The organism is Cupriavidus sp. FW216-B1, assembly GCF_058789195.1.
In genome coordinates this window covers 61,414-87,281 of the sequence record NZ_JBYTEL010000014.1, presented here as the reverse complement: position 1 = coordinate 87,281, position 25,868 = coordinate 61,414, and the positions used below count along the sequence as shown (strand labels likewise).

Here is a 25,868-nt window from a genome sequence, read left to right as displayed (position 1 = left end):
ACCTTACGCCGCGGATCGTGCAGACTGCCGAGCCGCACCGATGGTGTAAAAGCCCCGGACGTTTGCGAAGCAGGGGGCATCCATCACGTGGATGGTGTTGCGAGGGAATGCCGCCCGGATAGTCGGGGCATACAGGGACGCGCCACCACCCGTCAGAATAATCGCGCGGATGTCTTCCGAGCGACCGACACGAGTTTGAACTTCCTTGATGGGTTGCTGGGTTACAGCCATCGCCTCCGCGAGGTAGTCGCGGATATCCAGATCCTCGCCATAGAAGAGCAGCGGCTTGGCGTCACGGATCGCCTTATCGATCCGCTCGATGCTGTCCATCGATTCGCCCTTGGCTGCAGAGATCAGGCTGGCCACCTGTTGATAGACGCGAGCTGCCCCACACGGAAAACCACCGCTTCGTGTGTCGTCCATCGCGTAGCCGCGTGCGACGACCCAGTCCGTGGTGAAGTATCCGACGTCGATGACCAGATAGGCATTGTCGGGATCGTACTTATTGCCACTTTGTTGGATGAACGTCACGAGCGTCCCGAGTGGCTGAGGAAGAGGAAGGACGCTGGCAATCTGGATGGCGCCCCAGCCGAAATCGTGCGTTCCGGTGAAGCGGTCCTTGAGGAAGGCTGCGTACTTCTGAGTATTGTGCACGGGCAGGCCGAGGACAAGGCGCTCGATCTGCGAGGCCTTCGCGTAGTTCAGAGAGCCGGCCAGGAGCGCAGCATAGTTTGCCGTGGTGACGAAGTCCTCCGACAGCGCGCGGCCCGTGTTGCCGTAGGCCGCAGTGAGCGAGACCTCCGGGCCTACCTCGTAGGTGGCGCCGTCGACCTCCACCTTCACGACGTTACGCGCCCGGAGCACAGAACCTCCGTGCGGGGTGAGTGAAGACGTGGCGGACAGAGGTGCGAGAGAGGGAAACATGCTCGTGGCGACGTCCGAACCCAGCGGAAAAGCGGACTTCGTATTACCGTACCCGACATCGACAGCGACTGTTGCGACTTTCATTTCTTGCTCCAAGACATTTGAAAAGAGAAAAAAGACATGGCGGGTATGGAACTGTCTCGCCGGCCGTCAGCGACCGGGAATGCCCCACGTAGATCGTCGTCGTGGCACATGGGCGGCCATCATGGGACCTAGTGCCACGAAATCCGCTGCGTTGGATCGTGACTAGCCCTCTATGGCCTGCCAAGTGCCACGACGCCCACTCAAGTGCCACATCGTTGAATCCAATCTACCGGGGAAATGGCGAAGTCAAGGCCGCAAAAGCTCGCGATTTCGCAGGCTCAAGCGTTGCCATCGTCGAACGTTGTGCTTTATCCTGTGCGTACCCATCGCGTCCCCGACGCATCGATCCCGCCGCCATTGCGCGGCACACTCAGGCAAGCGAGGCCCTCAAGTTGGGCCGGCGACCGCCAGATGTTCACGCCGGAAACTGAACCGGCTTTTTTTTCAATCAAATCAAGTGGACCGTGTCGGATAGTGAGGACACCGGACACCGCGATACCAAGCCGATAGCGGTCTGTTTGTGAAAATAGACCGAAGTGCGGACGAATCCGAAGCCGGACACCGGACAGGTGTACCGAGAAACTTCCGCAAGTAGACAACGCTCTTTCAGCCGGGTGGCTGGGCGCGGATCACGAAGCCCGACACACTGCGGCGGGGATGATCCGGCTTTGGGGCGGGGAGCTGACTGCGCACCGGAAAGGTGAACGCGGGCTTCTGAGCAATATCGACCCGGGAGGCGCTACCGGTACCAGAACGGCGCAACAGGAATCACCCACCGCGGACGGGCGCATGCGCGAGGACAAGAATCCTCGTGGATGCGCCCGGCATCGCAGATGCAGCCGGGTGGATGGCCGCAGGGGCGTGCCAGGCGAGAGCCTGCGCGCATAGCGGACAGTCACGACGCATTGCTTCCATGCTCAGGGCTGATCGGTTTGGCATCGCTAAAGGACAGGAAGGTAGGGGCATCCGGCAGGTGGCCGGTTAGCTGGGCGTGGTGGCTCGGTACACCAAGATGGCGGACACGGTTCGGGGCCGTGATTCGCCAGACGAAAGAGAAACTCGCTGTCACGGCCATCAAGTCGGGTAAGGTCAATTTGGCATCGGGCTTTGATGAGAGGATCCCCATGAGCAAATCAATCAACCTGCTCCCACTGCTGGAGCAGTACAGTCTTCCCGAGCGCTTCAAAGCCGAATTCGCGGTATTGGCCACTTCGCACCTGCATCAACCGCATAGCGGGACGCGCGTGAGCGGTCGATCCCTGTCGCAGATGTCTCAGCGGCAGCGGGTGCAGGCCCTGTTGGCGATGTTCGTGGAGCTTCGCACGGCGGGGCGCATGGCCGTGACATCGCCATACAGCATCCGCCAGAAGCACATCGCCTGGCTCGTGCAACACTGGGTACTTGAGCGAAGTCTCAATGTCGGCACGGTCGAGCTTCGTCTGACGCATTTGCGCGCGTTCATGAGCTGGATGGGGAAGCCGAAGGTGGTTGGCCGCATCGATGAGTACGTCAAGCGGCCGGAGGGTTACGTGCGGAGGTACGTAGCGCAGGAGGACCGTTCCTGGGAGGGCAACGGCGTGGATGCGATCACTAAAGTCGCGCAGATCGAGGTTAGCGATCCGCACGTTGCGCTGCAACTGAAGCTCGAGGCGGCGTTCGGTCTGCGCGCGAAGGAGAGCTGGCGATTGAAACCTGCGTTCGATGTTCTGCCGTCAGGGCAGCTGCACGTGCATGACGGCACGAAGGGGGGTAGGCCGCGACGGGTCGCGATCGAGTTCGACTGGCAGTACGAGGTTCTGGCGGCGGCGGCGAAGCTCGCGGCAGCAACGAATCCAGAGCGCGGCACGCTAATCCCTGCTCGCTACACCCAGGCAAGATGGCGGCGGCGCTTCTATACCGTGCTCGAGAAGCACGGGATTACGAAGAATGGTGATGGGGTGACCGCGCACGGGCTGCGGCATCAGTTCCTGCAGCAGATGTACCACCGTGAGGCCGGTCAGCCTGCGGCCGTGAAGGGGGCGGGCAAGGTGCGCGATGTCGCTGCGCACCGGGAAGCCATGCGCAAGGTGGTTGAAGCGGCGGGGCATAGCCGGGCGACGAAGGCGAACGCGTACCTGTCGACATACTCCACGCAGATGTCGTCGAAGCGGCCGGACCCGACTCTGGCAGAAGTGAAGGCCGCCATTGTCGCCCGTGATGGCAACAGGTCCGCGGCCGCCCGAGACCTAGGTATCTCCCGCACCAAGCTCTACAGGCTGCTCGGGCAAGGGGAAAGCTGATGGGACTGATCGTCATGCCGGATCCGGACCTGTACCTTACGCCCAGAGTGTCGACGAATGCTACTGGATCGTTCGCGTGGGGACGCAAACACGAAGAAGCGCTCTCGATGGTGGACCTCCAGGCGATCCTGAGCTATTGCTGGGACGAGGGGTATCGGCATGGACGGATTTGCGCGGTACGCAGCCGAGCGGAGGATGACATTGCATGTGCAAACTTCTTTCACCGATCGCTGTTGGACGGGCTGCCGCATGCTGTGTTCGAGCGCAGCTTTCGGCGAGGTGCCAATGATCAGATTGCATGTGTGGGAATCCACGTGGAAGACGAGGCGTCAGGCTGGTGGGACGGGCAATAAACAGATGTCTCGCGAATGCTGGCCGTTTCTGCCAACTTTTTGACGCCATCCCGGGGCATATGCGTGGATATAGTGGGTTAGTCGCCGATTCCCGGCGCAAACGGAGAAATAAATGAACAAAGCGGAACTGGTTGACGCGATTGCGCGAGGCGTGGATGGCTTGTCGAAGGCAAAGGCTGAAGAAGCGCTCAACGCGACGTTGAACGCCATCATGGGCGCGGTGGCAGGCGGTGACACCGTGAGTCTGGTCGGCTTCGGGTCTCTCGGCAGGGGTGATCGGCTGGCGCGCGTCGCCCGAAATCCCCGGACCGGCGAAGAGATCGCCGTGCCGGCGGCGAAGACCGTCAAGTTCAAGGTCGGACAGCGGTTCAAGGACGCTGTGAACGGGGTGCCTCAGTGACCTCGGCCGGGGACCCGTCGTATTGCACAGTAGCCGAGCTGCTATCGGGCGCTGCCGCCATCCCATCCGAGATAGACCGGATCGAGCTCGAGTATGAAGGGGTAAGGTGCCACGTGTACGGCGTGCTCCATGGCCTGACGGGTGGTACGAATCTCGAGTACAAGGGCCACGTGGAGCGGGCCATCGCGAGTGCGCCCGGCCTTATCTTCGGCGAGATGCGGTTTATCCAGATGTACTGTGGTATTGAGGTCGATATGGACGACTGGACCGAGATTCCGCTTGCGGACGCATTCCGCATGCAGCTGAAGGCCACAATCTCGCCGCTTCGACTTTGGCGCGTGCAACGCACCAGGCGGGCCGAGAGAAAGACGGTGACGGACCGCTTCGGAGCCGATGGCGTGCGCCGGTTGCAGGATATCGGCGGCTCGATGGCGTTTCACGCGCTGCACCCCACCGAGCGGCGCCAGATCGCCGGTTTCCTGTCACCAGGAGACTACCTGGTGGAGAACTGCTTGCGGCGTAGAGGGCTCGGGCGCACCGAGCCACCGGCATTCCCCGATGGGGACTGGCACTGGATGCAGATGGTCGAGCCGCAACTGAACATTCCACTGCGTAGCGTCTTCATGCTCGAGTTCGCCGTGGAGCGGGCGAGGGCGATCGGCGTGGAGGAAATCTCTATCTTCGTCGGCGAGATCCACAATTCTGACATGCAGTGGCTTGCGACGTGGGATGCTGGCACTGCCGAGGATACCGTGCGGGTCACAGTTGATGGGGTCCGGCGTCGTGCGCGTGCCTTGGCTCGCACGACCAGGCGGCCATCGCGAATCGGCTTCGTCTTGGCCTCGTTGGCGGGTACCATGCCTGCCTTGCTGGCCTATGCAGTCGTGGGCGCTTGGATTTTGCGTTGACGCCTGGCGCTGACGTCGGTGGCGGCTCCGCTCTCCTCGTGATCTACGTCGAAAGGTGGTGTCCAGACAGCACCTTTCGCGTTTTCTGGACGGAACATGTTCCTTCGTGGGCTGAAGCTGTAGACCTGCTCCGTTTGCCGAGCCGGAGCCTGCTAACGCGCGTATGCAAGCGCGAGAGACAGCAGCGTGCCCGCGCTCTGCACCAGATGCGAGGCCGACTGCGCCTTTGCAGCTTCGGCCGATGTCAGCCACGCCAGCGTGACGCGGCGTGCCGGCTTCTCGCCAGGATGAGGTGTCGGTGGGGGCAGGTCGATTGCTGTTCCGCGCTGCCCAGGTGGCAGGGACGGGAACGGGTCGACGCCGGTGAGATGAGCGAGCTCCGCGATACTGGCCTCGCTGTACGCAGGGGTTTCGTCGTTGCGCACGATGTAGGCGGCGGCGCCCTTGCCAGGCACGTAGATCGCCTTCCAGACAAAATCCGGGATTCGGATGCGGCCGCGAAGCATGCCGGCGTTGCGTATGAACGCCGGGCCGGTCACCACATAGGCGGCGCCGATTTGCCGCACCAGCTTGCGCGTAGAGGTTTCGATGTGACTCCAGGTTCGGCGGTTGCTCGTGGGGTTCTGGGGGATGACGTTGGCCAAGCTGAAACTCTCGGCTTGAGATGCCTTGTCGGCAAAATCGCCGCTTGGCGCCATGTGGCCGCGATCATAGCCGGCACCACGGCCGTAGTCGGCCAGTCGGGCACGTGCCTCAGCGGGGAGGGCGTCCTCTTCGAAGAAATCGCTGTCGCGCGGAACATCCCTCGCGGCGTTGACAGCATCGCGAGTGAGGAACTCGGCAGACCAGAGAGGCGTCCGGGTCAGTTCGGAGGTCAGTGTAGCGTAGGCCCGGTAGCAGAGCAGGTGGGCCTTGCCAGCCGGCTTCGCGATGACAGGCCGCCCGAGGCCGAACGAGCCGGCACAGGCAGACTGAGTCGGCTCTTTGGCGCTGGCGGTGGCTGCGGCCAGCGCGAGAAGGGCGGCGAGGAGAAATTTGCGTCGCATGGAGAGTCCTTCGAGGGAGGTGAATCCAGCTTGCCCGATGCCAGCCGATGTCAAGGGGTGGGCGCAGCAGCCCGGGCGGTGTCGTCGCGGTCGGGCTGCTCTAGATGGCAGATCGGAGAGTGGGGAAGACCTGCAATGGTGTCAATGCCGCCCACGCGGTTCCCCATCCCCAGGCTACTCCCGCGCCAGATCGAGATATCCCTCGGTGGTGCGGAGCACCTCGCGCTGTGTGGCCATCTGGAATGCCTGCAGCGCGTCCGCATGGTCTCGAAGCGCACGGCCGATCTGCCAGAATTCATTTAGCCAATGGCCGTCTTCGCCCATCGGCCCGGCATACATGCCGGTCTTGATTGCACCGCGGATGGCGAGAACGGTCTCCGGATCGGGATATTCGTGTTCGTTGGAGGGGTTGGCTTTGTGGCTCATCATGAAGAATCTTGCGTCTAAAGTATGGGGTCAAACAAAGCACATCCCGCTGTCACAATGGGCGAAGAGCACACCGTTACGCTCATCCAGGTCCGCTTGGTCGAGCGGAACGCAATCGTGGTGCAGAAAGGCATGCGGGTCCCGGCGGTGTAGGTCGCGCTCAAACTCGATCGCGGCGTGCCAGTCGGCGGGCTTGTTGTCGCGTATATCACGCCACTCTTGTGCCGTGTGGTTCGGGCACATGTAGCACGAGCTGCGCGGGGGATCCGGCCATCCCATCCGCCTCACCAGGGTGATGCAGTCACCGCGGTTCATGCCGCGCTCGATCAGTGGATAGCGCGTGTGCCATTTTTGGCCCCGGTGCTTCTGCATCCGTCCGATTTCATCGACACTGATTCCTAGCCACGTGTCGACCAGGTCAACGCCGTTCCGGTTGGCCCAGCGCTTGATGACCTCCCGCTTCCAATACGATGAGCACCAGTTGGACAGCTTACCCACTTCCCCGCCGCGCGTGGAGAATGCCGGCAGCAGCAGGGTATTGTTGTCTGCGCCCCCGTATAGGTCCCGCCCCTCGAACTGGTTCTTATAGATGCGATGCAGCGTCACGCCGACAGCGGACAGCGCCGGCACGATAATGGCATCCATATACGACCACGTCGTGGACTGCTCGCGTCCTGTGTCTACGATGGCGGCAAGATCCGGCTTGATCTCACCCATGGCGATCAGTGCGGCTATCGCGGCGGACTGGACGCCGCCGCCGGATGCCCAGAGTTGCGTGCGGATCATCGGTGGCTGCCTGTAGAAGAAAGGGCGGCAGTCAGGGTGGGGTTCAGCTCAAAGCCTGGCGCTGTCCTAAAGAGCTCAGCCGCGCCCCGGATGTACTGGTGGATCCATTCCGTAACCAGCCAGCGTCTACCAAGGCGCTCAGCCGCTAGCCCAGTGCGGATCGTTCCGCCAAACGGGTCCACGACCAGGTCACCCGGCTCCGTCAGAAAGCGGATGAAGAAGTCTGGGATAGCCGTGGGTTGCATGGCGCCATGTACTGGTAGCCCCAACGCCTTTGCCTGTTGGCGATAATGCCGGGTGTCTGCGCAGGCGTGGCCCCGTTCCAGGACGTTCCGGGCGAGGCGCCCAGCCGTTTCGGCCCTGAATGATCCCGGCCGAATGCGATATGCGCCATCTCCATAAATGGCCGTGCGGGACTCGCCGCCGGCGCGAACCAGACTACGATGGCGCGCAGTGTGCTCCTGCAGGATCCGGCGGTTATCTGAGCGAATGCGATGAGGGTCGTTGGTGAACCACAGAATGGGCTCGTAGCCGGTAGCGAGTTGCACCCGGTTGACGCAGGCCCACCAGGTGGGCGCCGGCGGCTTGCTGTAGTTCACCCATGGAATACGGTCCATCAGTGCCAGACCGAATCGATCGTGGAGGGCCAGAACGAGGCGTTCGACATACAGGGAGCGCGCGGGGCTACGGTCTTCGAAGATGTCGTTCGACACATTGAGGACGATGCTTCCGCCTGGGACCAGCCCGGCCGCGATGGGCTCGATGACACCGCAGATGAAGTCGACGAACTCAGCAGCTGGCGGATTACCATACGCCCGCGCGTGTCGCAGCGGATAGGGGATCGATGTGAAGCAGAGCGCGATCGGTTCGCCCAGGCTTGGAAACACGTCCTGCGACTTGCTCCAGATTGCGACGCCGAGATCTGTGCTGAATGCTAGCAGCTTCACACCGGACGTCGCGCGGTCAAGCTCCTTTCCTGCTGGCTCCGAAAGTCGCCAGAGTCCGCGTTGGTCGGGAATCCGTTCGATGATGCCGAGGCGCTTCAGGGTTTGCTGATGCCAGCGGACGGCGCGTTTGAACGGGCTGTGCAGCGCGCCTGAGGCGCCGATCGGTTGGCGGCGCAATGTCTCCGCCGGTTCAATATCGGCCGCCTTCGCCACCGTGCCATATAGCTCGGCGTTTGAAACAGGGCGGTCGGCCGCATCGGCAAAGGCCGCAGCCACGTGGGCGAACAAGTCCAGTTGAGCGGTCATCGGCTAGCCTCGCTCGCGCGAGGTATTGCCCGTCCGCATGCGGCAGACCCTGTATCGAACGGATTGGGGTATGCATCGTGCAGGACACCATCGAGGAGCCGCCCCGCAGCTTTCGTGCCGACCCGGTGCATCACCGTCACCGGGAAGCGGCCGTCGTCGCGTGCCCGCACGAAATCTTCGCCAGTCTTGAGCTGCAGGCCACACCTGTCCACGCAGATGCCATCACGGACCCAGCTCGATGCCTTGCTTACCCAATGCTCGAATGTCTCGAATGTGCGGAAGACAGCTTCGCCGGCGGTCAATGTTCGCGCGGCGGTATGCCATTCGCCCCAATGGGTGAAGAGGTACGGGACGCCGGCGGTTGCGCATTGATCGCGAAGGCTACGGAAAAAGGCGGGCAAGGTGTAGCGAGCGTCCGGTCCCAACTCGCCGCCGGCAATGATCCAGTCGATCGCGCTTGGCGCGTACACGTTGCCAGAGGCATGCAGCAGGTCGCCCGTCATGGTAGAGAACACGTCGATGGGGCCGAGTAGCGGTTCCAACGAGAGGAAGCGGAGCTTCGCAGGTGTCCGAAGAAGCTTCGGGATGTCGCGGTCCGCCTCGGCCTGGTTGACGACAGGCACACCGAGCCAGATGTCCGCCGGCGGATTACCGGCGATCCAAGTGGCAAGCCAGGGCACCAGCGGATTTTCCGCACAGTCTTTCCGAAGCACCAGTCTGTTGAACGCCTCCCCCAGTCGTTTCGAGACGTTGCCGATCCGCTTCGTCAGGACGAGCTTGTCGAGGTTAGGTGTCTCGCGCCAGAGCTCGAGCACGTCGATGAACCATTCGAGCGGTACCTCGCTATCGAATATGTCGGTCGGGCCCCCAAAGAACACGCGTTGCCGGCGGCCGTGGACAGATGCGAACGCGGCGTGAGCGGCGTTCCAGCGAAGCGGATTGCGCCGGTTGGCGAACGGTGTCCGGCGCCGTCGCACCCCCGGGCCCCAGTTCGGAGCGGTCCCACCGCCGAAGCGCGCGTTACGGCGCGCTGCGTAGCAGTCGTCGCGGCCAAGGCTGACATTCTGGCAGCCCTCCCAGGGCGAGAACGTATGGTCGCACCATTCGATGTTGGAGTTTTCGTTCACGATTTTGTCTTGGTTGGTTGTTCCAATGCGTGTGCTAGGTGCCGAGCGTATGTCGACACGGCGCGCCAGTAGGTCGCCATCGGCCCCTTGCGGCGGCGCCACGCGTCTTCAGCCTGGGTGTTGGCCTGGTCGCGAAGCTGGCGGAAGATCCGGGCAATCGCGCGGCGATCCTGCTCGGGTAGGTTCAGCAGGTCGGAGGCGGCCGGCAGGCTCAGAAGGGGGTTGATGTAGCCCATCATGCGCGCTCCGTGGGTGATTTCCCGCCGCCGGGTGTCACGTTCTTTCTCTGCCGCACCTCTTCGAGAGAGCGCCCGCAGAACGCGCATCGGCCGAGTCCCCAAGCTCCGCCATTCCAACGGTGTCGTTGGCCAACCCGCAAGCCCGTCTTGGGGCTGCGCCCGCCAAGCGCGCTGCGGGGGATGAGGTAGAGCAGGGTCATGCGTGCACCTGTCCGAGCGGGTGCATCGTGCGGATGTTGTTCGCAGATGCGGGATCGTGGGACCGGATATCGGCGATCGGCTGGCCAGCAGCGGCCGCGGGGACGAGGTCGACAGCGAGGTGCGCGGAGCAGGTGAGTCCGTCCACGAGCACGTGACTGGCCTGTGCGGTAAGCGTGCCGGTCCGGTCCGGACCGAAGTCCACCGGCAAGACCAGCTTCGCCAGTCGGGAAGCATCGGGTTCCGCTGGGGCCGCGCGGCAGACAACGGCATGACCCGCCGCGGGAGACGCGGGAGAAGTCTGGCGTTTATTCATGGGATCGGCGAAGTGAAAGTAGGTACAGGCCCAGCCTACCGATTCGCGATGGAAGTCAAGTTTCGCCGGTGAGTTCGGATTAGGCGGCGCGGCGGTGTGGGTCTTCCACGTCGAACTGCTCGGGGACGGTGAGGCCTGCAGCGATGGCGCTCGCACGGAGGCGAGCCGGATCGATGGAGTCGGTCTGCAGCGCGGTCAGCACGGCACCGGCGAAGGTGCGCAGGGCCCCAAGCTCATCGGCCAACTGCTCGGGCAGGTAGAGGAATAGGCCGCTGGCGAGTAGGGTGACCGCCGGTGTCTCCCGCGCGACCTGCACCAGGAGCGCTTCAGCGCGAGGACGGTCCACGCCCAGGCGGCGTTCGAGCAGCGCGACAGACGCAGCGCGATGGGCGTGGATCAATGCGAGCGCGGCATCGAACAGGGGATCGCGTTTCTCGGTCACAGGTCGAGCTCGGAGCGGCCATTGGCCGGAGGCAAGCGGAGGAGCCGCAGGTAATCGACGCGTGCATCCCACTCGATGTAGGGAGTGACCTCGTTCGCGTAGTGTCGGCGCTTCTCCTCCAACCGGGCATCGTAATTCGGATCCCCGGTCATACCGAGGACCTCGATCATCGTCTCGGGGTTGGTGTCGGTGAGCACGAAGTCGGGGTGCACCGCGGCGCGGCCGAGGTGCCGCACCGGTTTGCGGAAGGCACGCTGCATGGTGACCAGGTAGTCTGCCATGGCGATTTCGTGACTCGAATCGCAGGGAAGGAACTGCCGATTGGTGAGCATGGCCGCCGCGTCGACCACCGTGAGGTAGTTGGACTTCGATCGCTCGACCGCGAGGATTGCGACGCAGCGCCGATCCGGTTTGCCGATGCCGGCGAGGGGAAGAGCGTAGGATCGCTGGATGCGTTCGTATAGCCCGGGGGACGCGAAATATGCTTGCTTGCTTTGGCGCAGAATCAGCATGCCGCCGTACTGGGTCGGCTTGTGAGTTTCGATCTCTCCGATGACCAGGCCGCGCTGGTTGGCGTCACCCATGGGTTTGAGGCGTTCCCGGAACGCCTCGAGTTCTGCGAGGATCGCGGTCTTGCGAGACGGGTCCCACCGTTCCATGACGTGTAGCAAGGCGTCACCGGGCTTCCCGTTGATCCTGCACTCGGCAAGCTCGGTTGTCAGTTGCGACCAGCAAATATTCCAGCCGCGCCCGCCGTGGCCAGGCCAGACATTGAGGCCCGCCGCCTCCCACGCATATTCGAGGAACGCGAGCAGGCCGGCTGTGCGTCGTTGAGGCCGAGCCCCCGCCGAAGGTGTCTTGGCCGTCGACGACTTTGTCGGCGATCGTGTGCTCACTGACAAGGAGAGATCGAGCCGAACGTCATGATGCCCGTCGCGCTGGCGAAAAGCGTCGAGCTCGGTTCCCTTGCTCTCCGATCCTGCCGTCCGTTGATGGAACCGACAGAACGGGGAATGCAAATGAGCCTGTTCCGGCCAGCGGGCGAGCAGGAACGCGCCGCTGTAGCGTCGAATCACCAGCTTCGGCCGAGGGCTGTGCATGCTGCAACCACACTCCGCATAGCCCTGGATCGTCTTGGCTCGCTCCAGGACGCGGGCATACCTTGCCGGGTTTTCCTGAACGTCCTCGAGCGGGTATTCGGTGGCGCCGATGCGCACGGTGGTCATGGTTGAGTCCTCCTATACGCCGGCATCCCGGAACATGGTGTAGAGGTCGGTGCGGATCTCGGAAATGTCAAGCTCGCACTTTGCGCGGGTCATTGCGACGTAGAGCAGGCGCATTTCCTCGGGCACCATCGTCTTGTCGCCGTTGTCGTCCGTCTTGAACCTGAAGTCGCCGGCGAGCCTGACGCCATCCCATTCGAGGCCTTTGGCCCGGTGGACCGTTGAGACCACGTAGTCGGCCTCGGCCTCGGGAGACACGCGACTCAGGATCAGGCGCAGGTAATCCACTCCCTCGTTGTCGATCAGCTTGACCAGCGGCAGCAGGTCGCGGCCGGCGAACGACTCCGCATACTCCTGAACGTCTTCCCAGGTCTCGAAAAGTGCGAGGGTAGCTGGGAAGCCGATGCGTTCGCCACGCATCAATTGCTCGGCGCCGTTCGCGAATGCCTTGAGCTCCTCGATGTTCGCCCGGACCGCAACGCGTTCGCCGCGGCTGATGCCTTGCGCGAGGTGGGACAGTACCGTCGCGTTCTTGCGGCAGAGGACGGCGTTGACGCGGCGCTGGCTTGGTTCCGACTCGTGTAGCACACGTGAGGTGAGGTTGTCCTGGCCTCGCACCGGCGTCTCCTCGTCCATCAGGCGCAAGACCCGACTGGCCAATTGCGCAATGGCAGGCCCGAAGCGGAACGATTCCGTCAGTGCGCGCTCGGGCGCCTTGATGTGGTCCATGGCATTGACCGCGCCACGCCACTCGTAGATCTGTTGGTACGGGTCGCCAACATAGACAACTTGCGAACGCTGCCCACGCAAGACGGACAACATGAGTCCATCGGCATCCTGCGCTTCGTCGAACAGAATAAAGTCGGCGCCGATGGACGGGCGGCTGCGCTCCCAGAGCTTCAGGTACACATCATGAGAGATGGCCGAATGGGCCGCCGGATCGATACTTTCGGCCCACAGTCGGTTCACATAGGGCAGCAATTGCGTCTGTAGCGCGGCGGCCGCGGCCTCTGTAATGACCGGTTCAACAGGGATGTGCCATGCCTGCGGTTCGGCCTGGGCTGATCGGCAGAACCGTGCCACCCCGTCCTTGACTATGCGGGCCACCTTACTCGCCGATAGCTCCAGATCCTTGCCGATCGTCGTGGGCAGGCGCATTGCAGCCAGGCCATATCGCGTCGCAAGTTGAAACGGTGGTTCCACGGGGTTGCGAAGCTTCCGCGTGATCTCTTCCCGGGTTGCTCCGAAAGCCAGCGAGTGCACGGTGCGGCATCGCGTGTTCGACGGGAACTTCCGTGCGGCGTCCTGGGCAATCTCCTTGTTGAATGCGAGATACAGTCCGCGCGCCCGGCCACGTGCTTCGGCAGCCAAGCGCAGGGTGGAGGTCTTGCCCGCGCCGGCATAGGCCTTGACCTTCACGGGGGTGCCGGTCCTGACTGCCTCGACAACAGCATCTTGTTCGGCGGTGGGGCGCATCAAACCACCTCCAGCTCGATCTGTTCACCAATTGCGGCGCGAACCCGACGGCGGATTTCGGCAGTTTGCCTGGCGGCCTCGGCGCGGCGTCGCGCCTGCTCGCCGCTCAGCTCGTCGACCACCCACGCGAAGTAGGTGCATGTCGTCGGGCCGGTCCAGGTAGCCCACTTCGTCCGAATCTCGGCCTTGATTTCTTCGGGCTGTGCGAAAAATGCGGCCCGGGACTTGCGCCAGACCCGGGCGGAAAGGTCGCGCATGCGCTGCTCGTAGCGGTCGGACTGGCGCTGGCGTCGGGCGGCCTCCTCGCTCGGCGAATGCTGTTCCTGGGCTACCTGGTCCGGGAACAAGGGATAGCGATCGCGTTCTCGCTGCTGTTTGCGTGCAAAAGCGTTCCGCCTGCGCTCGTTGAAAATAAGCGGCTCGTAGCGTTCGGTTCGGGTGAATCTCATGATGGCGGCAATGTCGAGTGGTCTGAGACCACGATACCGGCTTCGCCAAGAAGTCAAGGCTGCCGGCGCGGAGATGGCCGGAAACCATTTTGAAGGGAAGGGCGGAGGTACGTTCTGTCGAAAGCTATATGATTTCGACCCTCTTTCGACGGGTTGGTGGCGCAGCCGATAGAACTGGTCTGTCTTGAGGAGGGGACATCCCCGCCCGGTGGCACCGTTTGTGATAGAGAGACGTCGCGTCGGCAGGCTGAGTTCTGGAGCAATAGAGTGCGCGCCTACCGGATCCAGTCAAAACGAAGCGCAGCGTCGGGACGGGACACGCCCGCCCGCGGCGGCGGCGGGTTGACCGTCAAGGCCGTGCTCGATGTCTTGATTGTTCACGTCGCATCGTTTTCGTTGCCGCGGGGCCTCGCATTTGCAGATCGCCCGGGCAGCGTTTGGGTGCCTGCTTGGTTTTCCAGGGTGCGGATGCGGCCGACCAAGGCAAGTAAGACTGCCGGTCGCACCGCCACTCGTCCGCCAGCTTGCTGACGCTGCAGGGCGACGCGCTCAATATGGTCAAGATCGATCTCAAGCTGCATTTTCAACTCCGGTGCTGAGGAGAGGTCACGATACTGAATCGAGTAGGAAGTCAAGATTTCCGATGGGAATTCGCTCGACACGCATTTCTCCGCGGAACTCGGTGTGCCGCACGGCGGGCAGCGGCAGAGGGCCGATCGCGCGCTTGTCGATGGCTGTGGCTTCGCGGTATTATCCTTTCCGCTTTCCCGCGCTATTGCGCATCGACTCCGCCGGCGTTCCGGCCATCTGCTTTTCCTACCCATTGGGGCTATGCTCCCGATGGGACATGGCTCCAATTTCTTGTGAGCCATCATGGAGCATTCCCACGCATCTGCCATTGCCGCTCTGGCCATGGTCACCAACCTCTTTGCTGCGCTGTTCTTCACCGTCACTACGGTGAACTTCGAACTTCTCTGCATTCAATTGGCAACCTGCGCAGCGATCGGCGGTCTGATCGTGATCGCTTGGCTCGCCATCGCGGTCTCTCGACCGCGCGTCGCGCCGGTGTCGCGCTGACTGTCTTGGTAGTTTCCGCGGCAAACCGACCGACCAGCCTTTTCTTGGTAGTAACCAATCCTCTTTCACCCCCACGGGAAACGTTCCCGTGGGGCGTTTCCCGCATTTGTCAGGAGACGTCATGTTCCACAAATTCATCTCTGTCGAGGTCGGTCCGGCACCCTTCGAGGAGAAATGCGCGCAAGTCGGAGACCCGGACTATAAGGTGCGCTCGCGCCGCGAGTCTGCTGCGTACATCCGGCAGTTGCTTCGCGTCTTCGGATCCCACGCACCGGCGGTCCTGTCGTTCATTCGTCGGGGCTTTGCTCACGACCTTGGCCGCTATCACGAAGTGGTGGCGTATATGAACCGCGAGGGCGAGCAGATATTCAGTGAGGATCGCTTGCCACCGATGTGGGATCACATCGCTCGCGCCGAGCTCATGTGGTGCGAGATCGCCGACAGCTATCGGCGACGCTACTGCGCCGGCGAGCTGGATCTTATGGCCATCCCTAGCTTCTTCCGCGGTCCGGTGCCGGCCTTTCCTGATCATCCCGTCGCATGGTGGATGGCAGTTGGTCTGGCCGCATTCCCAACGCGGGGCCGTTTGATCTTCCGCTAACGTACCCAGTTCTTCTTTCCCGGCGGGAGCCATCCCGCCGCGGGTGTCTCCCCGGATTTTATTGAGACACTCAACATGTATGACGATGTCCTGGCCTTGCCAGATGTGGCTGATTTGCAGTCGGTGGCGTACCCGTTTCTGCGTCGGGGGTGGGCATGAGTAAAGCCGCCAAGCGCCATCTGTATCAAGACGCGAGCGATCCACACAAGGAACTGCTCCGCATGTTCAACGTCGTCGGGCGCCGCCACGCCATGCACGAAGTGTTCTCCGATTTCGTCGAAATGTCGGCGTTGTCGATTAGCAATGCTGTCGACCGTCACCACTTCGACACCCGGGAGGAGCGGTATCTTGCGATTGTGAAGAAATACAGTCGTGACGAACTCACTCTCTTTTCCGAGATGCTTGGCGCACTGACGCTAGTGTTCGAGGAGCGGGTCCAGAAGCTGGTACCAGGCGGAGACGGCTTGGCGGACATCCTTGGTCAGACCTTCATGATGCTGGAACTGGGCAACAGCAGCACCGGGCAGTTTTTCACACCGTACTCGGTGTCTCGAGCGATGGCGTGCATGACGATCGGTGATGGGAGACCGCATATTGAACGTGACGGCTTCGTGACCGTCCTAGAGCCAGCGTGCGGTGCAGGTGGCATGGTCATCGCATGTGCTGACGCACTACACGACGCCGGGTGGAACTATCAGCATGCGATGCATGCGACATGCATCGATATCGATCCGCGGTGTGTACACATGACCTACCTGCAGATGGCACTGCTGCATATTCCGGGCATCGTCGTGCACGGAAACGGTTTGACTGGAGAGTCTTGGAGTAGCTGGTTCACACCTGCGCATGTTCTGAGCGGTTGGGGAAGAAAGCTGCGGCGACACCGCGACGATGGCGAAGACGTGAAGGATGTGGCGCCGGCACTGGATGTCGATGCAGAGCCCTGCCCGATGATCTCCGCTCCCTCGACCGTCATGAAGGTGTTCGTGCCGGACGATCAACTTGCGCTCTTCTGAGCGCTGGTGTTGAAAGCTGCTCGAAATCGGTCAGCTTTCAGCGCGCTATCGCGGGGCCGGCTGCACTACGATAGATCTCGGTAGCTTCCCCGCTACCGGGTCTCTCTCTCTCGATGATTCAGGCCCTCTAGCGAGGGCCATTTTTTTTGGAGAACCGATGGGCATGTGGTTCAAGAAAAACAAGCGTGTGGTGCACGTGTCGAGCTGCAGCGCCTTTCTAGGTGGCCCGGTTGCCGTCGGCGTGAGCTATGGCGGGAGGTGCCTTGGGTTGACCGACACCGTCGCTTTCGTGACGGGGTGCGCCGTAGGCCTGGCGGTCATGGTGCTGATGAACGTCATGGTCGTCCGGCAGTATCGAAAACGCGGCTACGAAGAGGCATAACGGGCATCAACTGCTGATGCCCTGGCCCGTCAACTCAACCTTTCGCGTGGAGACATCGGTGATGTACAGGATCTGGCTGGTTGAGGCGAACGGGGTCCGCACCCTTGTTCGCGGCGATGTTGCAGACATCGGATTGGCGCGTGCGCTGATCAAGGCGGGGAATCACGGCGCGGCAATCCGCCACATGCCGCACCACTACGAACTGTCCACCGACACGGTGGAAAGATACGGACGGGAGGTTCCTGAAGCGCCAATGCGCGCTCGGCCTGTGACCGCCGATACCGGCACAAAGGCCTGAAAAATGTCAGACGCCCGAAACCCCGCCGCAGATGCGGCCACCGCGCTGGCTCGCCGGTTTAATCTCTGCGGTCGAGGAAGTCTCGCGGTCATGGCAGCGTTCACCCGCGCCGACGTCGAATATTCTACGGCGCCTGCCGAGCTTCTGGCCACGCAGATGACGGACTGGTTGATCCACGAGCGCCTGTTGCCGCCCGCCGTTGCCGCGTTCGATTTTCGGGAGGCGGTTCGACTGCTCATGATCGATCAGCGGAAAGCCAGCGCGATCTAGCCGCCTGGCCTTGCCTTCCATGGCAGGGGCTTGCGATATAGCCGCATGATCAGCTTGGCACGTGGCGCGCGTTGGGTTAATCTACGCGCTCTTACCGCGTCTTAGACGCATCGACCCCGCACCTTCGGTGCCAGACTTTGCAGTACCACACCGCCAGCGTCGTTGAGCGGTGATGTCCTATCTTCATCCCATCGGGACCTGTTCCCGGTGCGGCAACGGGTTCCTCATTTTCTGGAGAACCCACCAAATGCAACAACCAACGGTAAAGCTCAGCAGGATCCGTCGCGGCAACAACCCAAGGAAGTTTTTCGATCCGGTGCAACTCGCGGAGAGAACTGCCTCCATTGCGGTTCATGGCGTCCTTCAGCCGGTTCTTGTGCGTCCCGTGGAAGGCGATCCCAACGCCGATTATGAACTCGTCGCAGGGGAGTATCGCTACCGCGGTGCCTGGGACGCTCACGGGCCTGAGTACGACATGCCGGTCACTATCAGGGTGCTGACCGACGAAGAGGCGGCAAATCTCGCTCTCATCGAGAACATCCAGCGTGCCGAGATGGCGCCTTCCGAGGAAGCCATCGCCGCTGCGACGGCTGTCGGAAAGCTCAAGGGCGACCGTGACGAAGCTGCTCGGATCTTGGGCTGGAGTCGCGCCACCCTGGACAAGCGCCTGGCCCTCATGAACTGCAGTACCGCAGTTCTGGAGGCACTGACTCCCAAGACGATCAATCTTGGGCACGCAGAGCTTCTGGCGACCTTGCCCAAGGACAAACAGGACCTGCTCTTGCCCGTGATCATCAGCGAAAAGAAGTCCGTCGCTGAGCTCAAAAAGACGATCGAGGCGGCTGCCTGCAACCTTGCCGCGGCGATATTCGACAAGGCCGATTGCGCGACGTGCTCCCACAATTCCTCGCTTCAATCGGAGATGTTCGCAGAGGCCATTGCAACCGGCAGTTGCACGAACCGCGGATGCTTCAACGAGAAGACGGAGAAACGACTTGATACTTTGGCCTATGGCCTCAAAGACGAGTATCCGGTGATCCGCATCATCCGTGCCGGCGACAACCACACCCGCGTCCAGTTGGTGGCGGACGGTCCGACGGGCGTTGGGGAGGCGCAGGCCAAGGCCTGCCATGCGTGCGAGAGCTTCGGCGTCGCTGTAAGCGGCCTGCCCGATAGCATCGGCAAGATATTCCGCGGCCAGTGCTTTGACCCTTCGTGCAACCAGAAGATGGTCGCCGCTCGGCTCAAGGCCGAGCGTGACGCGAAGTCGCCGGGGGGCAAATCCTCAGCGGGTGCCGGAACAACGCCAACGAGCAAGGGTGAGGGTAAGCCGGCCCACAAGGAGCCCGAAGCGACCAGGATCAGCGAGTCGGAGAGGGTGAAAGTCTATCGACACTCGCTCTGGCGTAAGGCCTTGCGGCGTGAGGTCGGTTCTAATCCCGAGGTAGCAAATCATTACCTGATCGCTGCTGCGATGACCGGTCTGGCCCGCAACATCACGGCTGACCACTTCGGGAAAATCTTCGAGAAGGTGCTGGATGAGAAGCCGGCGTCGGAATTGTCGAAGAACCTGGGTGCCGTAGCAGACGTTGCGCTGGATAAGCGCCAAATGCTCACCGTCGGCCTCGCGGTTGCGGCCATCGACGGCATGGAGACCGACAATCTCACGTGCCTGTGTAAGTTCCATCAGTTGGACCTCCGGCAGTACTGGAATCTGCAGAAATCAAAAGATTTCCTGGAGATGCTCACGAAGTCGGAAATGAAGGTGCTGGCAGATGAGCTGGGCATCCGAAAGGCGCTCGGTGACGGGTTTGCAAAGCTCTTCAACAAGTCCAAACCGGAAGTCATCGACGGCCTGCTGGCGGTCGAGGGTTTTGACTACCACGGCAAGATCCCCAAGGTCCTCTGCTTCTGATCCAACCGGGGCGCGTTCTGCACCCCGGCATTCCCTTTCTCATTTCCCCAAAAGGATTCACCTATGTTCCAAGAACTGGTTCCGCTCGTTCGCGCGTGCGACAAGTTGGTTCTCACGCTGACGATGGTTGGTGACGAGATGTCGGTCATCGTGGCACCTGTTGCAAAGAAGGCGCTAGACGGCGCACTTACCACGCCACTGGCGTTGAAGGCGACCCCAGCGGATCTCGACGAAGGCTTCGCAGCAGCCGTTCAGGCGGTGACCGAGTCGCACCGGTCGTTGGCTGAGCAAGCCGAGGCCACCAGCCTGATTCTCGATGCCGCCAAGGCCTCGCAGTCCTCCAAGGCGACCAAGTCGCTCTCAAGGCCCAAAGCATCCGCCAATGCTGACAAGTCGTCGGCGGCTGGTGACAGCGACGCCGGCGATGATGATTCGGATGCGGCCGAAGACCGTGACAGCGATGCTGCGGTGATGCCGGCCGGGGCCGAACCCCGCTCGTCAGGCACCGACCTGGCCAGTCTGCTGTAGGAGGTATGCCATGGCAATCGAAGTCAAGAAGCTCACGCGCGAGTTCGTCTACAACGGGGTGAAGCTGCCCGATCCCGGCGCGGATTTTAGTCCTGACCAGGTGCGCGACATGTACACGGCTCAGTACCCCGAGCTCAACACTGCCGCTGTCGAGGGCGTGGTCGTCGAAGGCGATGTCGGCCGTTACGAGTTCGTCCGCGCCGCCGGCGCAAAGGGGTGAGCATGCGTCACCGTGATCTGATGAAGGCATTGGCGGGTCCCGCCGATTCCATCATCAGCAATGAGCCGCCCGAAAGGGCGGTTTTTTCTTCCGACAAGGAGATGGAAGTATGCTGTTCGATCCTCGACCAGTTGATTCGGAATTCGCGACTCAAGGGGCAGGGTGGTCGTCACGCCGAACCTCTGTTCATGCCGAACGCCGCGCTGCCCATGCTGTTCTGACCCTGCCTTCGCTAGAAGGGTCAGTTCCATCTGCAGGAACCGTCTTATTTCCGGACGATGCTGACTACTCTGCGCTCGCGCGCCTGCATTTCGAGTCTGGCCCACTACGTGCGGCTGACGTCAAATGCGCGGGCAATGCAGGGGAAGCTCTTGCGCAGGCGCTCTTCGCATGGTTCAACCGACGCAAGCCGGCCTGCCGGCGAGTGACTTTCAACATCGATTTGTTCGATCGCAACAGCGCTAGCGACGCCCTTTCGTATCGGGATCAAGCGGACGATTTCACCGAAGCACTCTATCTCGCGATCGAGTTGCCGGAGGAGAACCATTTTGAGATCGGGAGGGAGCGATCTGAGGTCCTGCGCGCAGTGCACAAGGATCTCCTGCCGACCGCAATGTCAGCCATTGCAGAGGCTTCTGGGAAAACGCTCTATCTGCGCACGCCGGACGATCTCCTCGACATGTACGCACGTTGGTGGTGGGAGTATGACCCCACTGCCGACGATGAGACGGCGCGCGAGTACCTGGCATCCCACTATGGAGGAGATGATGGGGACACGATCGCTCGGCGCCTGCCGTCAGCGGTTAGAGCGAGCATGGCGCCGGATGAGGTGTTGCCACGCTGGCTTCGTCAGAAGCCGTCCAAGCGCTGGCGACCTCTGAGCGACGCGATGCTTCAATCCCTGGCTGCGACGTCCAAGGGCGAAGCGAAAAAGCTTTGCAATGCGATCGTCGCTCTCCGGGCGCAGATGCGCGGAACCCCGAAGGGCTGCTTGTTCGGTCCGGGCATCTGGGCGGATCCCGTCTATAGCGCCGCGACCATTGTCTACACCGGTGACGACGACTACGTGGGTGAGCTTCTGGACGACCACTTCGAGATGGCAGGTCAATCCGGAGAGGTCACCACCTACCAGGCCTATGTGCCTATCGCTACTACTGCGAAGGCGATCGATGCGCAGTACAGGCGTTGGTCGCAAGCGCTGGAGATCGTCGGAAAGCTGGACTGTTTGCTAACCCTGATATCTGATTAGGAGCGCTATCTTGAGCACCTTTGTTTCTGCATCACGAACCCACGAAGTGGCTCCGAAAGGAGCCATCGTGCTTTATGGGCCCCAGCAGGGGACCTTCACCTATGCGACGGCGCACGCCGTCAAGACGGATCCTGCAACGGGCCGGCCGATGCTGGATGTCGCGGTACCGCTCAACCGTCGTGCTTTGCTTCACGCCTTGAAGCAGGTTGCCGAAAACGCGTTGCCGAAGGGGGAGTTCCTGCCGCCGACAATTCTTTCCGTCAGCCAGGACGCTATCACCTGGTGGTGCGCGCCGGCGAACCGGCGGGTGTTCATGGATTGCGCGGAGTTGGGCAGGCGGACCGCGGTTGTCCCACATCCCGGGCTCGTTTTCCGCGCGGCGTCGAATGGCTTCTCCGTGTTCTCGGTGCTCGAGGAGACCCGGCCCAAACCGGAGACAGCGCTGTATGAGCCTCCGTATTTCAACACGTGGGACAACGGGAAGATCTGCATCGGAACTGCCCATGTACCGAAGCAGATCGATGTCGCGTCTGTCGAGGGATGGGAAGAGGCTTTTTTCAGATCAGCATTCACCCATCCCAACCACGGCCGCCAGCGCGTCACGTATGAGAACGGTGTCTATGCCTTCTGGCGGGACATGCTCGACGGCCGATTCCTGGCCTACCCGAAGGAAGTCCTCGTTTCAATGAACTGCACGCTGGGGCAACTGCTCACAGGTGCGACTGGAGATTGACATATGCATCCGATGGATCGCACCTTGCAGCAATCGCTGCCGACGGTAATGGCGCCGCGCTTTGGCAAGCTGGCACCACTGGAAACCAACGGTGAGCGGCTGATTGCCGCAACCAACGGCATGTTCCTGGAAGCACGTAGGCCGTGGATCCGGATTGTGCGGCGCATTGCGGAGTTTCGCGTGGCCACAGCGATCCCGTATGGCGCCGTCGCGGAGACGACAGACCTGCTTTGTGGGCGTATCCCGCCCGACCTGATAGGGGCATTCGCGAAGCTCGCTGCCCATTCAATGCGAATGAAGTGGGAGCATGGATCGTCTGGGACTGCGACAGCGCACAGTTTAGCCTGGCCCCGGTGAAGATACTGAGCCATGGTCCTGGGCACCTCGACTACGAACGGCCGAAGCTTGCTGTCACGGAATCGCTCGTGATGGACCTGCACTCGCACGGGCGTCTTCCGGCATTCTTCTCGGCCACGGACAATGCAGACGATCGGTTCGATGTGAAGTTCGCGCTCGTCGTCGGCAACTGCGGTGCAGCGACACCCTCGATGGTGCTGCGGCTGTGCGCCAAAGGCATTCTTGAGGACGTGGAACGGGTTCCGAGTGATTGGTATTGTGCGGTCCGCCGCGAGGAGTCACCAGTATGACGGTCACGCATACGATTCCGGAGGAGATGACGGTGCGCGCATGGAAGGTCGCCGTGGTCGGCGCGGGCGGGACGGGGAGTGCATTGCTGCCCAATCTCGCTCGGCTGCACCACGCGATGCTCGCGCTTGGCCATCCTGGGGGAATCGACTGCACGGTTTTCGATGATGATACGGTCAGCGAGACCAACATCGGTCGGCAAGCCTTCTATCCGTGCGATGTCGGGCAGTACAAGGCGACACTGCTGGTGAGCAGGCTCAACATGCTCATGGGAACGCGCTGGGAAGCGCAAACCTGTCGGGTCGATAGTCGCACCAGGTTCCAACACGATCTGGTGATCGGGTGCGTCGATACCCGTCGGGCGCGCAAAGCAATTCTCAGCGGCCTCGTGAACGGACGGAACGGCTATTTCCTCGACTGCGGGAATGAGACGGACCGCGGCCAGGTGCTGCTAGGGCAGGTTGGCAAGAAGATCGCCTTCCGGTTGCCGCACGTCGGCGATCTGTTTCCCGAACTGATCGACCCGGCCGGGGACAAAGCCGACACGGCACCATCCTGTTCGATGGCTGAGGCATTGGAGAAGCAATCGTTGGTGATCAATCAAGCGATCGCTGTTCAAGCCTACAACCTTCTTTGGACGCTCTTCCGCACGGGTACTCTCAGCTACTCTGGCGTGTTTGTGAACCTTCAGGCAGGTCGCACGAGTCCGCTCCCTATTGACCCTGCGGCATGGGCCCGATTTGGATATTTCCCGACAGGGCCTAAGAAGTCCAAAAAACAAGCCAAATCCGCATGAGCTTTCGGAAAGCGCCGTCCCCCATCAAGCGGGGGCGGCGCTATTTTTTGGGGAGGGGCAACCAGGTTCTTGGCACAGCTTGAAGCAGTGATATGTGCATTGCTAGAATGCGGGTACTTCTCGCGTCTACGACGCATCGACCACTGCGGCATCCCGCCGCGCAGCTTTTTTCACCCGTTGGGGCAATTCGCCCCGTCGGGTCGTTGCTCCAACTTTTCAATTTGGAGCATGGAATGCAGATTTCCTCTCTCATCGATCATACTGAATCAACCTACCGTCGCGTCAACGTGACAGGCGATTGGCTTCCGCAGGAGCTCGTCTTTGGGGCGTATTGGGATGGCAGCCGGTGGAACGGCTTTCCAGTCCCCATGTTCGCTCTCGAAGATGGGAAAGCGCTTTGTGCGGAGATGCCGGGTCTGACGTTTGTTGAGCACATGCAGGCGTTCTGCATCCAGGAGGGTGACGACGAAGTGTGGTGTCACTCGGTGCAGAGCATCGTCAATGGTCGTCCAATGGATTTGTATCTGATCGGCGATAGCTGGTGCTGGGAGCTTGCAGAGGAGTGCGAGATCTTGCCTGGTCAGGGCGGTCCGGACGTCGATGCGCTTGAACTGCGCCTCAGACCAGCAGCACTCATTTGGCTGCGGCGATCTGCGCGTGCTGCGGGTGTCCCGCTTGCGACGTTCGTGGAGTCCCTTGTCATGCGCCAGATCGAAGAGCGAATGGCGGGGCGAAGCTATCTGGATCTATCTGGGTTTGATGCGTTGCTTTGCATCGCAAAAAGCGCAGCTAGACACCCTCCCGGCAGCGGCATTGCGATCCTGCCAAAGGAATGGTTGCGGATCGTCGATGCGTTGCTCTTGGCGGGACAGGACGATACGCCGTTCCATCAACTGCATCAGCAGATCAAGAGGGAAATGTTCGTCGAGGTCTTGCTTGACCGCTTGGCTTGTGAACGCGGTCTAGTCTGACGTCGATTCTGTTTTCTTGAAAGGATCTGTGTCGAACTTCACACGATGGCTCCACAAATTGGACGCCGGATGCTAAGATTGCTGCATCTTCCGCGTCTTCGACGCATCGACCTCGCCGGTTTTTATCGGCACAGCTTTTCTCTCCCACCACGGGCCTTCCTGCCCGTGGGCATGTTGGCCCATTTTCATTTCGAGGCCATCATGTTCAAGCGTTTTTTCCTGATTTCCCTCTGCTTCTTTGTCTTTACCGGCTGCGCCGCTCAGCAGACGTCTCCGAATGTCTATCGCGGTAGTGAAGCGTTGCGCACTGGCTCCGCAGAGTCGGTCACTGTGCTCCGCGTTCGCAGCGTGACTATCACTGGCAATGACGGCTTCATGTCGGCAAGCTCCGGTCTTCCGGGGGCCGTCGGTGGGCTGATCGGGGCTGTGCTCGGCGCCGGCGCCATCGGTAGCGGCAACGGTCGCTATGTGGCCAGCGCCTTGTCCGGAACGGCCTCGGCCGCGATCGTGCAGGTGATCGCCGATCGCATGTCCCGTCGTGCGGGCGTGGAGGTCATTGTCCGCACGGACAGTGGTCGCCAGGTCGTCGTCACGCAAGATGCGGATCAGCAGTTCGTCCCTGGCGAGCAGTTGTTCCTCGTGTCTGGCAGCGGCGGCTATCGTCTCACGCGTTGATTGGGCCAGTCGGCCCCAATTCCCTTCACCTTTCCCCGCGCGGGTCCTCCGCGCGGGGGCTAGCGCCGGATGGAGTCCAACCATGGTTCTCGCCGTCGAGCGCTTGCCGATCTTAAGTCCCATCGAAACCGATACGCTGTCCATTGCCGACGTGTCCGACCAGATCAACGGCCGGCTGCGCGGCACCGAACTCGAGCCTGAGTACCTGGAGCCAGAGAACGGTCTGAATAACCCGAACGAGGCATATCTTGGCCCGATGAGCACCAGGGCATGGCCGACCGTCGGTACACGTGAGCGTCTGGCGGTGTCGGTGCACCGCGGCTGGTCGGAGGGCTGGCATGTCTACGTCGACTGGATCCATCACGTCGGCGAGGTGCGTAATTTCACCACCTGCGTCCAGAAGCTGCTGAGAGCCAAGACGCTCTCATCCAACCAGGCGTGGGAACTCGCTCGCGCAATCACAAAAATCCTCGATATCGCCTGATGCAAGGCCAACGCATGCAAGCCCAAGAGGGTTTGCCCAACCCCCGAGGGTTCGGCAAACGCTTTTGATCGCGTCCTAG

The 25,868-nt window shown here is 61.7% G+C and carries 35 protein-coding genes; 22 read left to right on the top strand and 13 right to left on the bottom strand.

All coding sequences use genetic code 11. The features are described from left to right. Positions 1–3: 3 nt before the first annotated feature. Entirely contained in the window at positions 4–1,008 is a 1,005-nt protein-coding gene (locus AC3WXD_RS24615; RefSeq protein ID WP_059414470.1) for a PRTRC system protein D, read from the bottom strand. 1,124 nt (positions 1,009–2,132) lie between these two features. On the opposite strand from AC3WXD_RS24615, the gene AC3WXD_RS24610 reads away from it, so the two are divergent. The 4 genes from AC3WXD_RS24610 (at position 2,133) to AC3WXD_RS24595 (ending at position 4,948) form a co-directional block, all read left to right on the top strand. Further along, positions 2,133–3,287 (top strand): integrase domain-containing protein, encoded by a 1,155-nt coding sequence (locus AC3WXD_RS24610; RefSeq protein ID WP_059414468.1) that lies wholly within the window; start codon positions 2,133–2,135, stop codon positions 3,285–3,287. Next, positions 3,287–3,640: a hypothetical protein gene (locus AC3WXD_RS24605; protein WP_156174000.1), complete on the top strand. Its 354-nt coding sequence runs from the start codon at positions 3,287–3,289 to the stop codon at positions 3,638–3,640. The genes AC3WXD_RS24610 and AC3WXD_RS24605 overlap by 1 nt, the downstream gene beginning before the upstream one ends. Positions 3,641–3,752: 112 nt before the next feature. Continuing rightward, positions 3,753–4,040, top strand: coding sequence for an HU family DNA-binding protein (locus tag AC3WXD_RS24600; RefSeq protein WP_059414466.1), 288 nt, complete (start codon positions 3,753–3,755; stop codon positions 4,038–4,040). Between the two features lie 113 nt (positions 4,041–4,153). After that, a complete protein-coding gene (locus AC3WXD_RS24595; protein WP_231586616.1) occupies positions 4,154–4,948 on the top strand; it encodes a hypothetical protein in 795 nt (264 codons plus the stop codon). 152 nt (positions 4,949–5,100) lie between these two features. Here AC3WXD_RS24595 and AC3WXD_RS24590 read toward each other — a convergent pair whose 3' ends face one another. The 12 genes from AC3WXD_RS24590 to AC3WXD_RS24535 all read right to left on the bottom strand — a co-directional run bounded on the left by AC3WXD_RS24590 (position 5,101) and on the right by AC3WXD_RS24535 (position 14,591). Next, the gene (locus AC3WXD_RS24590; protein WP_059414464.1) at positions 5,101–5,994 is read right to left on the bottom strand and encodes a DNA/RNA non-specific endonuclease; all 894 of its coding nucleotides are present in this window, start codon (positions 5,992–5,994) and stop codon (positions 5,101–5,103) included. 174 nt (positions 5,995–6,168) lie between these two features. Then, a complete protein-coding gene (locus AC3WXD_RS24585) occupies positions 6,169–6,423 on the bottom strand; it encodes a hypothetical protein (protein WP_059414463.1) in 255 nt (84 codons plus the stop codon). Positions 6,424–6,450: 27 nt separating this feature from the next. Then, positions 6,451–7,206: a hypothetical protein gene (locus AC3WXD_RS24580; RefSeq protein ID WP_059414461.1), complete on the bottom strand. Its 756-nt coding sequence runs from the start codon at positions 7,204–7,206 to the stop codon at positions 6,451–6,453. Then, positions 7,203–8,459, bottom strand: coding sequence for a site-specific DNA-methyltransferase (locus tag AC3WXD_RS24575; RefSeq protein WP_059414459.1), 1,257 nt, complete (start codon positions 8,457–8,459; stop codon positions 7,203–7,205). The genes AC3WXD_RS24580 and AC3WXD_RS24575 overlap by 4 nt, the downstream gene beginning before the upstream one ends. After that, entirely contained in the window at positions 8,456–9,586 is a 1,131-nt protein-coding gene (locus AC3WXD_RS24570; RefSeq protein ID WP_059414457.1) for a DUF5131 family protein, read from the bottom strand. The genes AC3WXD_RS24575 and AC3WXD_RS24570 overlap by 4 nt, the downstream gene beginning before the upstream one ends. After that, positions 9,583–9,825: a hypothetical protein gene (locus AC3WXD_RS24565; RefSeq protein WP_231586615.1), complete on the bottom strand. Its 243-nt coding sequence runs from the start codon at positions 9,823–9,825 to the stop codon at positions 9,583–9,585. The genes AC3WXD_RS24570 and AC3WXD_RS24565 overlap by 4 nt, the downstream gene beginning before the upstream one ends. A 196-nt stretch (positions 9,826–10,021) precedes the next feature. Beyond that, the gene (locus AC3WXD_RS24560) at positions 10,022–10,339 is read right to left on the bottom strand and encodes a hypothetical protein (protein WP_156173999.1); all 318 of its coding nucleotides are present in this window, start codon (positions 10,337–10,339) and stop codon (positions 10,022–10,024) included. 79 nt (positions 10,340–10,418) lie between these two features. Further along, the gene (locus AC3WXD_RS24555) at positions 10,419–10,781 is read right to left on the bottom strand and encodes a hypothetical protein (RefSeq protein WP_059414453.1); all 363 of its coding nucleotides are present in this window, start codon (positions 10,779–10,781) and stop codon (positions 10,419–10,421) included. Further along, entirely contained in the window at positions 10,778–12,007 is a 1,230-nt protein-coding gene (locus AC3WXD_RS24550) for a DUF1173 family protein (protein WP_059414451.1), read from the bottom strand. The genes AC3WXD_RS24555 and AC3WXD_RS24550 overlap by 4 nt, the downstream gene beginning before the upstream one ends. 12 nt (positions 12,008–12,019) lie before the next feature. After that, the gene (locus AC3WXD_RS24545; RefSeq protein WP_059414450.1) at positions 12,020–13,480 is read right to left on the bottom strand and encodes a 3'-5' exonuclease; all 1,461 of its coding nucleotides are present in this window, start codon (positions 13,478–13,480) and stop codon (positions 12,020–12,022) included. Beyond that, complete coding sequence (locus AC3WXD_RS24540; protein WP_059414448.1) at positions 13,480–13,929, bottom strand: hypothetical protein; 450 nt, start codon at positions 13,927–13,929, stop codon at positions 13,480–13,482. Before AC3WXD_RS24540 ends, AC3WXD_RS24545 begins: the two co-directional genes overlap by 1 nt. Before the next feature lie 377 nt (positions 13,930–14,306). After that, entirely contained in the window at positions 14,307–14,591 is a 285-nt protein-coding gene (locus tag AC3WXD_RS24535) for a hypothetical protein (protein ID WP_156173998.1), read from the bottom strand. A 211-nt stretch (positions 14,592–14,802) separates the two neighbouring features. On the opposite strand from AC3WXD_RS24535, the gene AC3WXD_RS24530 reads away from it, so the two are divergent. From AC3WXD_RS24530 to AC3WXD_RS24445, 18 genes are all read left to right on the top strand, one after another. After that, on the top strand, positions 14,803–15,006 hold the full coding sequence (locus AC3WXD_RS24530; protein WP_059414446.1) for a hypothetical protein: 204 nt from the start codon (positions 14,803–14,805) through the stop codon (positions 15,004–15,006). Positions 15,007–15,127: 121 nt separating this feature from the next. Next, positions 15,128–15,607 (top strand): hypothetical protein, encoded by a 480-nt coding sequence (locus tag AC3WXD_RS24525; protein WP_059414444.1) that lies wholly within the window; start codon positions 15,128–15,130, stop codon positions 15,605–15,607. A 155-nt stretch (positions 15,608–15,762) separates the two neighbouring features. After that, the gene (locus AC3WXD_RS24520) at positions 15,763–16,623 is read left to right on the top strand and encodes an N-6 DNA methylase (protein WP_059414442.1); all 861 of its coding nucleotides are present in this window, start codon (positions 15,763–15,765) and stop codon (positions 16,621–16,623) included. A gap of 163 nt (positions 16,624–16,786) precedes the next feature. Continuing rightward, positions 16,787–17,005 carry a hypothetical protein gene (locus AC3WXD_RS24515; protein ID WP_156173997.1) on the top strand — a complete coding sequence of 73 codons (219 nt, stop codon included), beginning with the start codon at positions 16,787–16,789 and terminating at the stop codon, positions 17,003–17,005. Positions 17,006–17,066: 61 nt separating this feature from the next. Beyond that, complete coding sequence (locus AC3WXD_RS24510; RefSeq protein WP_059414438.1) at positions 17,067–17,303, top strand: hypothetical protein; 237 nt, start codon at positions 17,067–17,069, stop codon at positions 17,301–17,303. A 90-nt stretch (positions 17,304–17,393) separates the two neighbouring features. After that, a complete protein-coding gene (locus AC3WXD_RS24505; protein ID WP_059414436.1) occupies positions 17,394–17,573 on the top strand; it encodes a hypothetical protein in 180 nt (59 codons plus the stop codon). Positions 17,574–17,820: 247 nt separating this feature from the next. Then, positions 17,821–19,488, top strand: a complete 1,668-nt coding sequence (locus AC3WXD_RS24500) for a PRTRC system ParB family protein (RefSeq protein WP_059414433.1) — start codon at positions 17,821–17,823, stop codon at positions 19,486–19,488. Positions 19,489–19,551: 63 nt separating this feature from the next. Further along, on the top strand, positions 19,552–20,016 hold the full coding sequence (locus AC3WXD_RS24495) for a PRTRC system protein E (protein WP_059414431.1): 465 nt from the start codon (positions 19,552–19,554) through the stop codon (positions 20,014–20,016). Between the two features lie 10 nt (positions 20,017–20,026). After that, a complete protein-coding gene (locus AC3WXD_RS24490; protein WP_059414430.1) occupies positions 20,027–20,236 on the top strand; it encodes a PRTRC system protein C in 210 nt (69 codons plus the stop codon). A gap of 2 nt (positions 20,237–20,238) precedes the next feature. Beyond that, positions 20,239–20,457 (top strand): hypothetical protein, encoded by a 219-nt coding sequence (locus AC3WXD_RS24485; RefSeq protein ID WP_059414428.1) that lies wholly within the window; start codon positions 20,239–20,241, stop codon positions 20,455–20,457. Next, entirely contained in the window at positions 20,454–21,485 is a 1,032-nt protein-coding gene (locus AC3WXD_RS24480; RefSeq protein ID WP_231586621.1) for a PRTRC system protein F, read from the top strand. Before AC3WXD_RS24485 ends, AC3WXD_RS24480 begins: the two co-directional genes overlap by 4 nt. Positions 21,486–21,495: 10 nt before the next feature. Beyond that, a complete protein-coding gene (locus AC3WXD_RS24475; protein ID WP_059414424.1) occupies positions 21,496–22,218 on the top strand; it encodes a PRTRC system protein B in 723 nt (240 codons plus the stop codon). 3 nt (positions 22,219–22,221) lie between these two features. Next, the gene (locus AC3WXD_RS24470) at positions 22,222–22,575 is read left to right on the top strand and encodes a DUF2016 domain-containing protein (protein ID WP_370552868.1); all 354 of its coding nucleotides are present in this window, start codon (positions 22,222–22,224) and stop codon (positions 22,573–22,575) included. Further along, complete coding sequence (locus tag AC3WXD_RS24465; protein ID WP_370552867.1) at positions 22,518–22,865, top strand: PRTRC system protein A; 348 nt, start codon at positions 22,518–22,520, stop codon at positions 22,863–22,865. The genes AC3WXD_RS24470 and AC3WXD_RS24465 overlap by 58 nt, the downstream gene beginning before the upstream one ends. Beyond that, positions 22,862–23,659 (top strand): PRTRC system ThiF family protein, encoded by a 798-nt coding sequence (locus AC3WXD_RS24460; RefSeq protein ID WP_059414422.1) that lies wholly within the window; start codon positions 22,862–22,864, stop codon positions 23,657–23,659. The genes AC3WXD_RS24465 and AC3WXD_RS24460 overlap by 4 nt, the downstream gene beginning before the upstream one ends. A gap of 233 nt (positions 23,660–23,892) precedes the next feature. Then, positions 23,893–24,630 carry a hypothetical protein gene (locus AC3WXD_RS24455; RefSeq protein WP_059414420.1) on the top strand — a complete coding sequence of 246 codons (738 nt, stop codon included), beginning with the start codon at positions 23,893–23,895 and terminating at the stop codon, positions 24,628–24,630. Positions 24,631–24,675: 45 nt separating this feature from the next. After that, positions 24,676–25,305: an outer membrane lipoprotein gene (locus AC3WXD_RS24450; RefSeq protein ID WP_231586614.1), complete on the top strand. Its 630-nt coding sequence runs from the start codon at positions 24,676–24,678 to the stop codon at positions 25,303–25,305. Between the two features lie 82 nt (positions 25,306–25,387). After that, a complete protein-coding gene (locus AC3WXD_RS24445; protein WP_059414418.1) occupies positions 25,388–25,789 on the top strand; it encodes a hypothetical protein in 402 nt (133 codons plus the stop codon). The last annotated feature ends 79 nt before the right edge of the window (positions 25,790–25,868 follow it).

What these genes read in the sequence shown, in the direction of transcription:
- AC3WXD_RS24615 (WP_059414470.1), bottom strand. Translation starts at nt 1,008, where the DNA reads ATGAAAGTCGCAACAGTCGCTGTCGATGTCGGGTACGGTAATACGAAG.
- AC3WXD_RS24610 (WP_059414468.1), top strand. Translation starts at nt 2,133, where the DNA reads ATGAGCAAATCAATCAACCTGCTCCCACTGCTGGAGCAGTACAGTCTT.
- AC3WXD_RS24605 (WP_156174000.1), top strand. Translation starts at nt 3,287, where the DNA reads ATGGGACTGATCGTCATGCCGGATCCGGACCTGTACCTTACGCCCAGA.
- AC3WXD_RS24600 (WP_059414466.1), top strand. Translation starts at nt 3,753, where the DNA reads ATGAACAAAGCGGAACTGGTTGACGCGATTGCGCGAGGCGTGGATGGC.
- AC3WXD_RS24590 (WP_059414464.1), bottom strand. Translation starts at nt 5,994, where the DNA reads ATGCGACGCAAATTTCTCCTCGCCGCCCTTCTCGCGCTGGCCGCAGCC.
- AC3WXD_RS24585 (WP_059414463.1), bottom strand. Translation starts at nt 6,423, where the DNA reads ATGATGAGCCACAAAGCCAACCCCTCCAACGAACACGAATATCCCGAT.
- AC3WXD_RS24580 (WP_059414461.1), bottom strand. Translation starts at nt 7,206, where the DNA reads ATGATCCGCACGCAACTCTGGGCATCCGGCGGCGGCGTCCAGTCCGCC.
- AC3WXD_RS24575 (WP_059414459.1), bottom strand. Translation starts at nt 8,459, where the DNA reads ATGACCGCTCAACTGGACTTGTTCGCCCACGTGGCTGCGGCCTTTGCC.
- AC3WXD_RS24565 (WP_231586615.1), bottom strand. Translation starts at nt 9,825, where the DNA reads ATGATGGGCTACATCAACCCCCTTCTGAGCCTGCCGGCCGCCTCCGAC.
- AC3WXD_RS24560 (WP_156173999.1), bottom strand. Translation starts at nt 10,339, where the DNA reads ATGAATAAACGCCAGACTTCTCCCGCGTCTCCCGCGGCGGGTCATGCC.
- AC3WXD_RS24550 (WP_059414451.1), bottom strand. Translation starts at nt 12,007, where the DNA reads ATGACCACCGTGCGCATCGGCGCCACCGAATACCCGCTCGAGGACGTT.
- AC3WXD_RS24545 (WP_059414450.1), bottom strand. Translation starts at nt 13,480, where the DNA reads ATGCGCCCCACCGCCGAACAAGATGCTGTTGTCGAGGCAGTCAGGACC.
- AC3WXD_RS24540 (WP_059414448.1), bottom strand. Translation starts at nt 13,929, where the DNA reads ATGAGATTCACCCGAACCGAACGCTACGAGCCGCTTATTTTCAACGAG.
- AC3WXD_RS24530 (WP_059414446.1), top strand. Translation starts at nt 14,803, where the DNA reads ATGGAGCATTCCCACGCATCTGCCATTGCCGCTCTGGCCATGGTCACC.
- AC3WXD_RS24525 (WP_059414444.1), top strand. Translation starts at nt 15,128, where the DNA reads ATGTTCCACAAATTCATCTCTGTCGAGGTCGGTCCGGCACCCTTCGAG.
- AC3WXD_RS24520 (WP_059414442.1), top strand. Translation starts at nt 15,763, where the DNA reads ATGAGTAAAGCCGCCAAGCGCCATCTGTATCAAGACGCGAGCGATCCA.
- AC3WXD_RS24515 (WP_156173997.1), top strand. Translation starts at nt 16,787, where the DNA reads ATGTGGTTCAAGAAAAACAAGCGTGTGGTGCACGTGTCGAGCTGCAGC.
- AC3WXD_RS24510 (WP_059414438.1), top strand. Translation starts at nt 17,067, where the DNA reads ATGTACAGGATCTGGCTGGTTGAGGCGAACGGGGTCCGCACCCTTGTT.
- AC3WXD_RS24505 (WP_059414436.1), top strand. Translation starts at nt 17,394, where the DNA reads ATGGCAGCGTTCACCCGCGCCGACGTCGAATATTCTACGGCGCCTGCC.
- AC3WXD_RS24500 (WP_059414433.1), top strand. Translation starts at nt 17,821, where the DNA reads ATGCAACAACCAACGGTAAAGCTCAGCAGGATCCGTCGCGGCAACAAC.
- AC3WXD_RS24495 (WP_059414431.1), top strand. Translation starts at nt 19,552, where the DNA reads ATGTTCCAAGAACTGGTTCCGCTCGTTCGCGCGTGCGACAAGTTGGTT.
- AC3WXD_RS24490 (WP_059414430.1), top strand. Translation starts at nt 20,027, where the DNA reads ATGGCAATCGAAGTCAAGAAGCTCACGCGCGAGTTCGTCTACAACGGG.
- AC3WXD_RS24485 (WP_059414428.1), top strand. Translation starts at nt 20,239, where the DNA reads ATGCGTCACCGTGATCTGATGAAGGCATTGGCGGGTCCCGCCGATTCC.
- AC3WXD_RS24470 (WP_370552868.1), top strand. Translation starts at nt 22,222, where the DNA reads ATGCATCCGATGGATCGCACCTTGCAGCAATCGCTGCCGACGGTAATG.
- AC3WXD_RS24460 (WP_059414422.1), top strand. Translation starts at nt 22,862, where the DNA reads ATGACGGTCACGCATACGATTCCGGAGGAGATGACGGTGCGCGCATGG.
- AC3WXD_RS24455 (WP_059414420.1), top strand. Translation starts at nt 23,893, where the DNA reads ATGCAGATTTCCTCTCTCATCGATCATACTGAATCAACCTACCGTCGC.
- AC3WXD_RS24450 (WP_231586614.1), top strand. Translation starts at nt 24,676, where the DNA reads ATGGCTCCACAAATTGGACGCCGGATGCTAAGATTGCTGCATCTTCCG.
- AC3WXD_RS24445 (WP_059414418.1), top strand. Translation starts at nt 25,388, where the DNA reads ATGGTTCTCGCCGTCGAGCGCTTGCCGATCTTAAGTCCCATCGAAACC.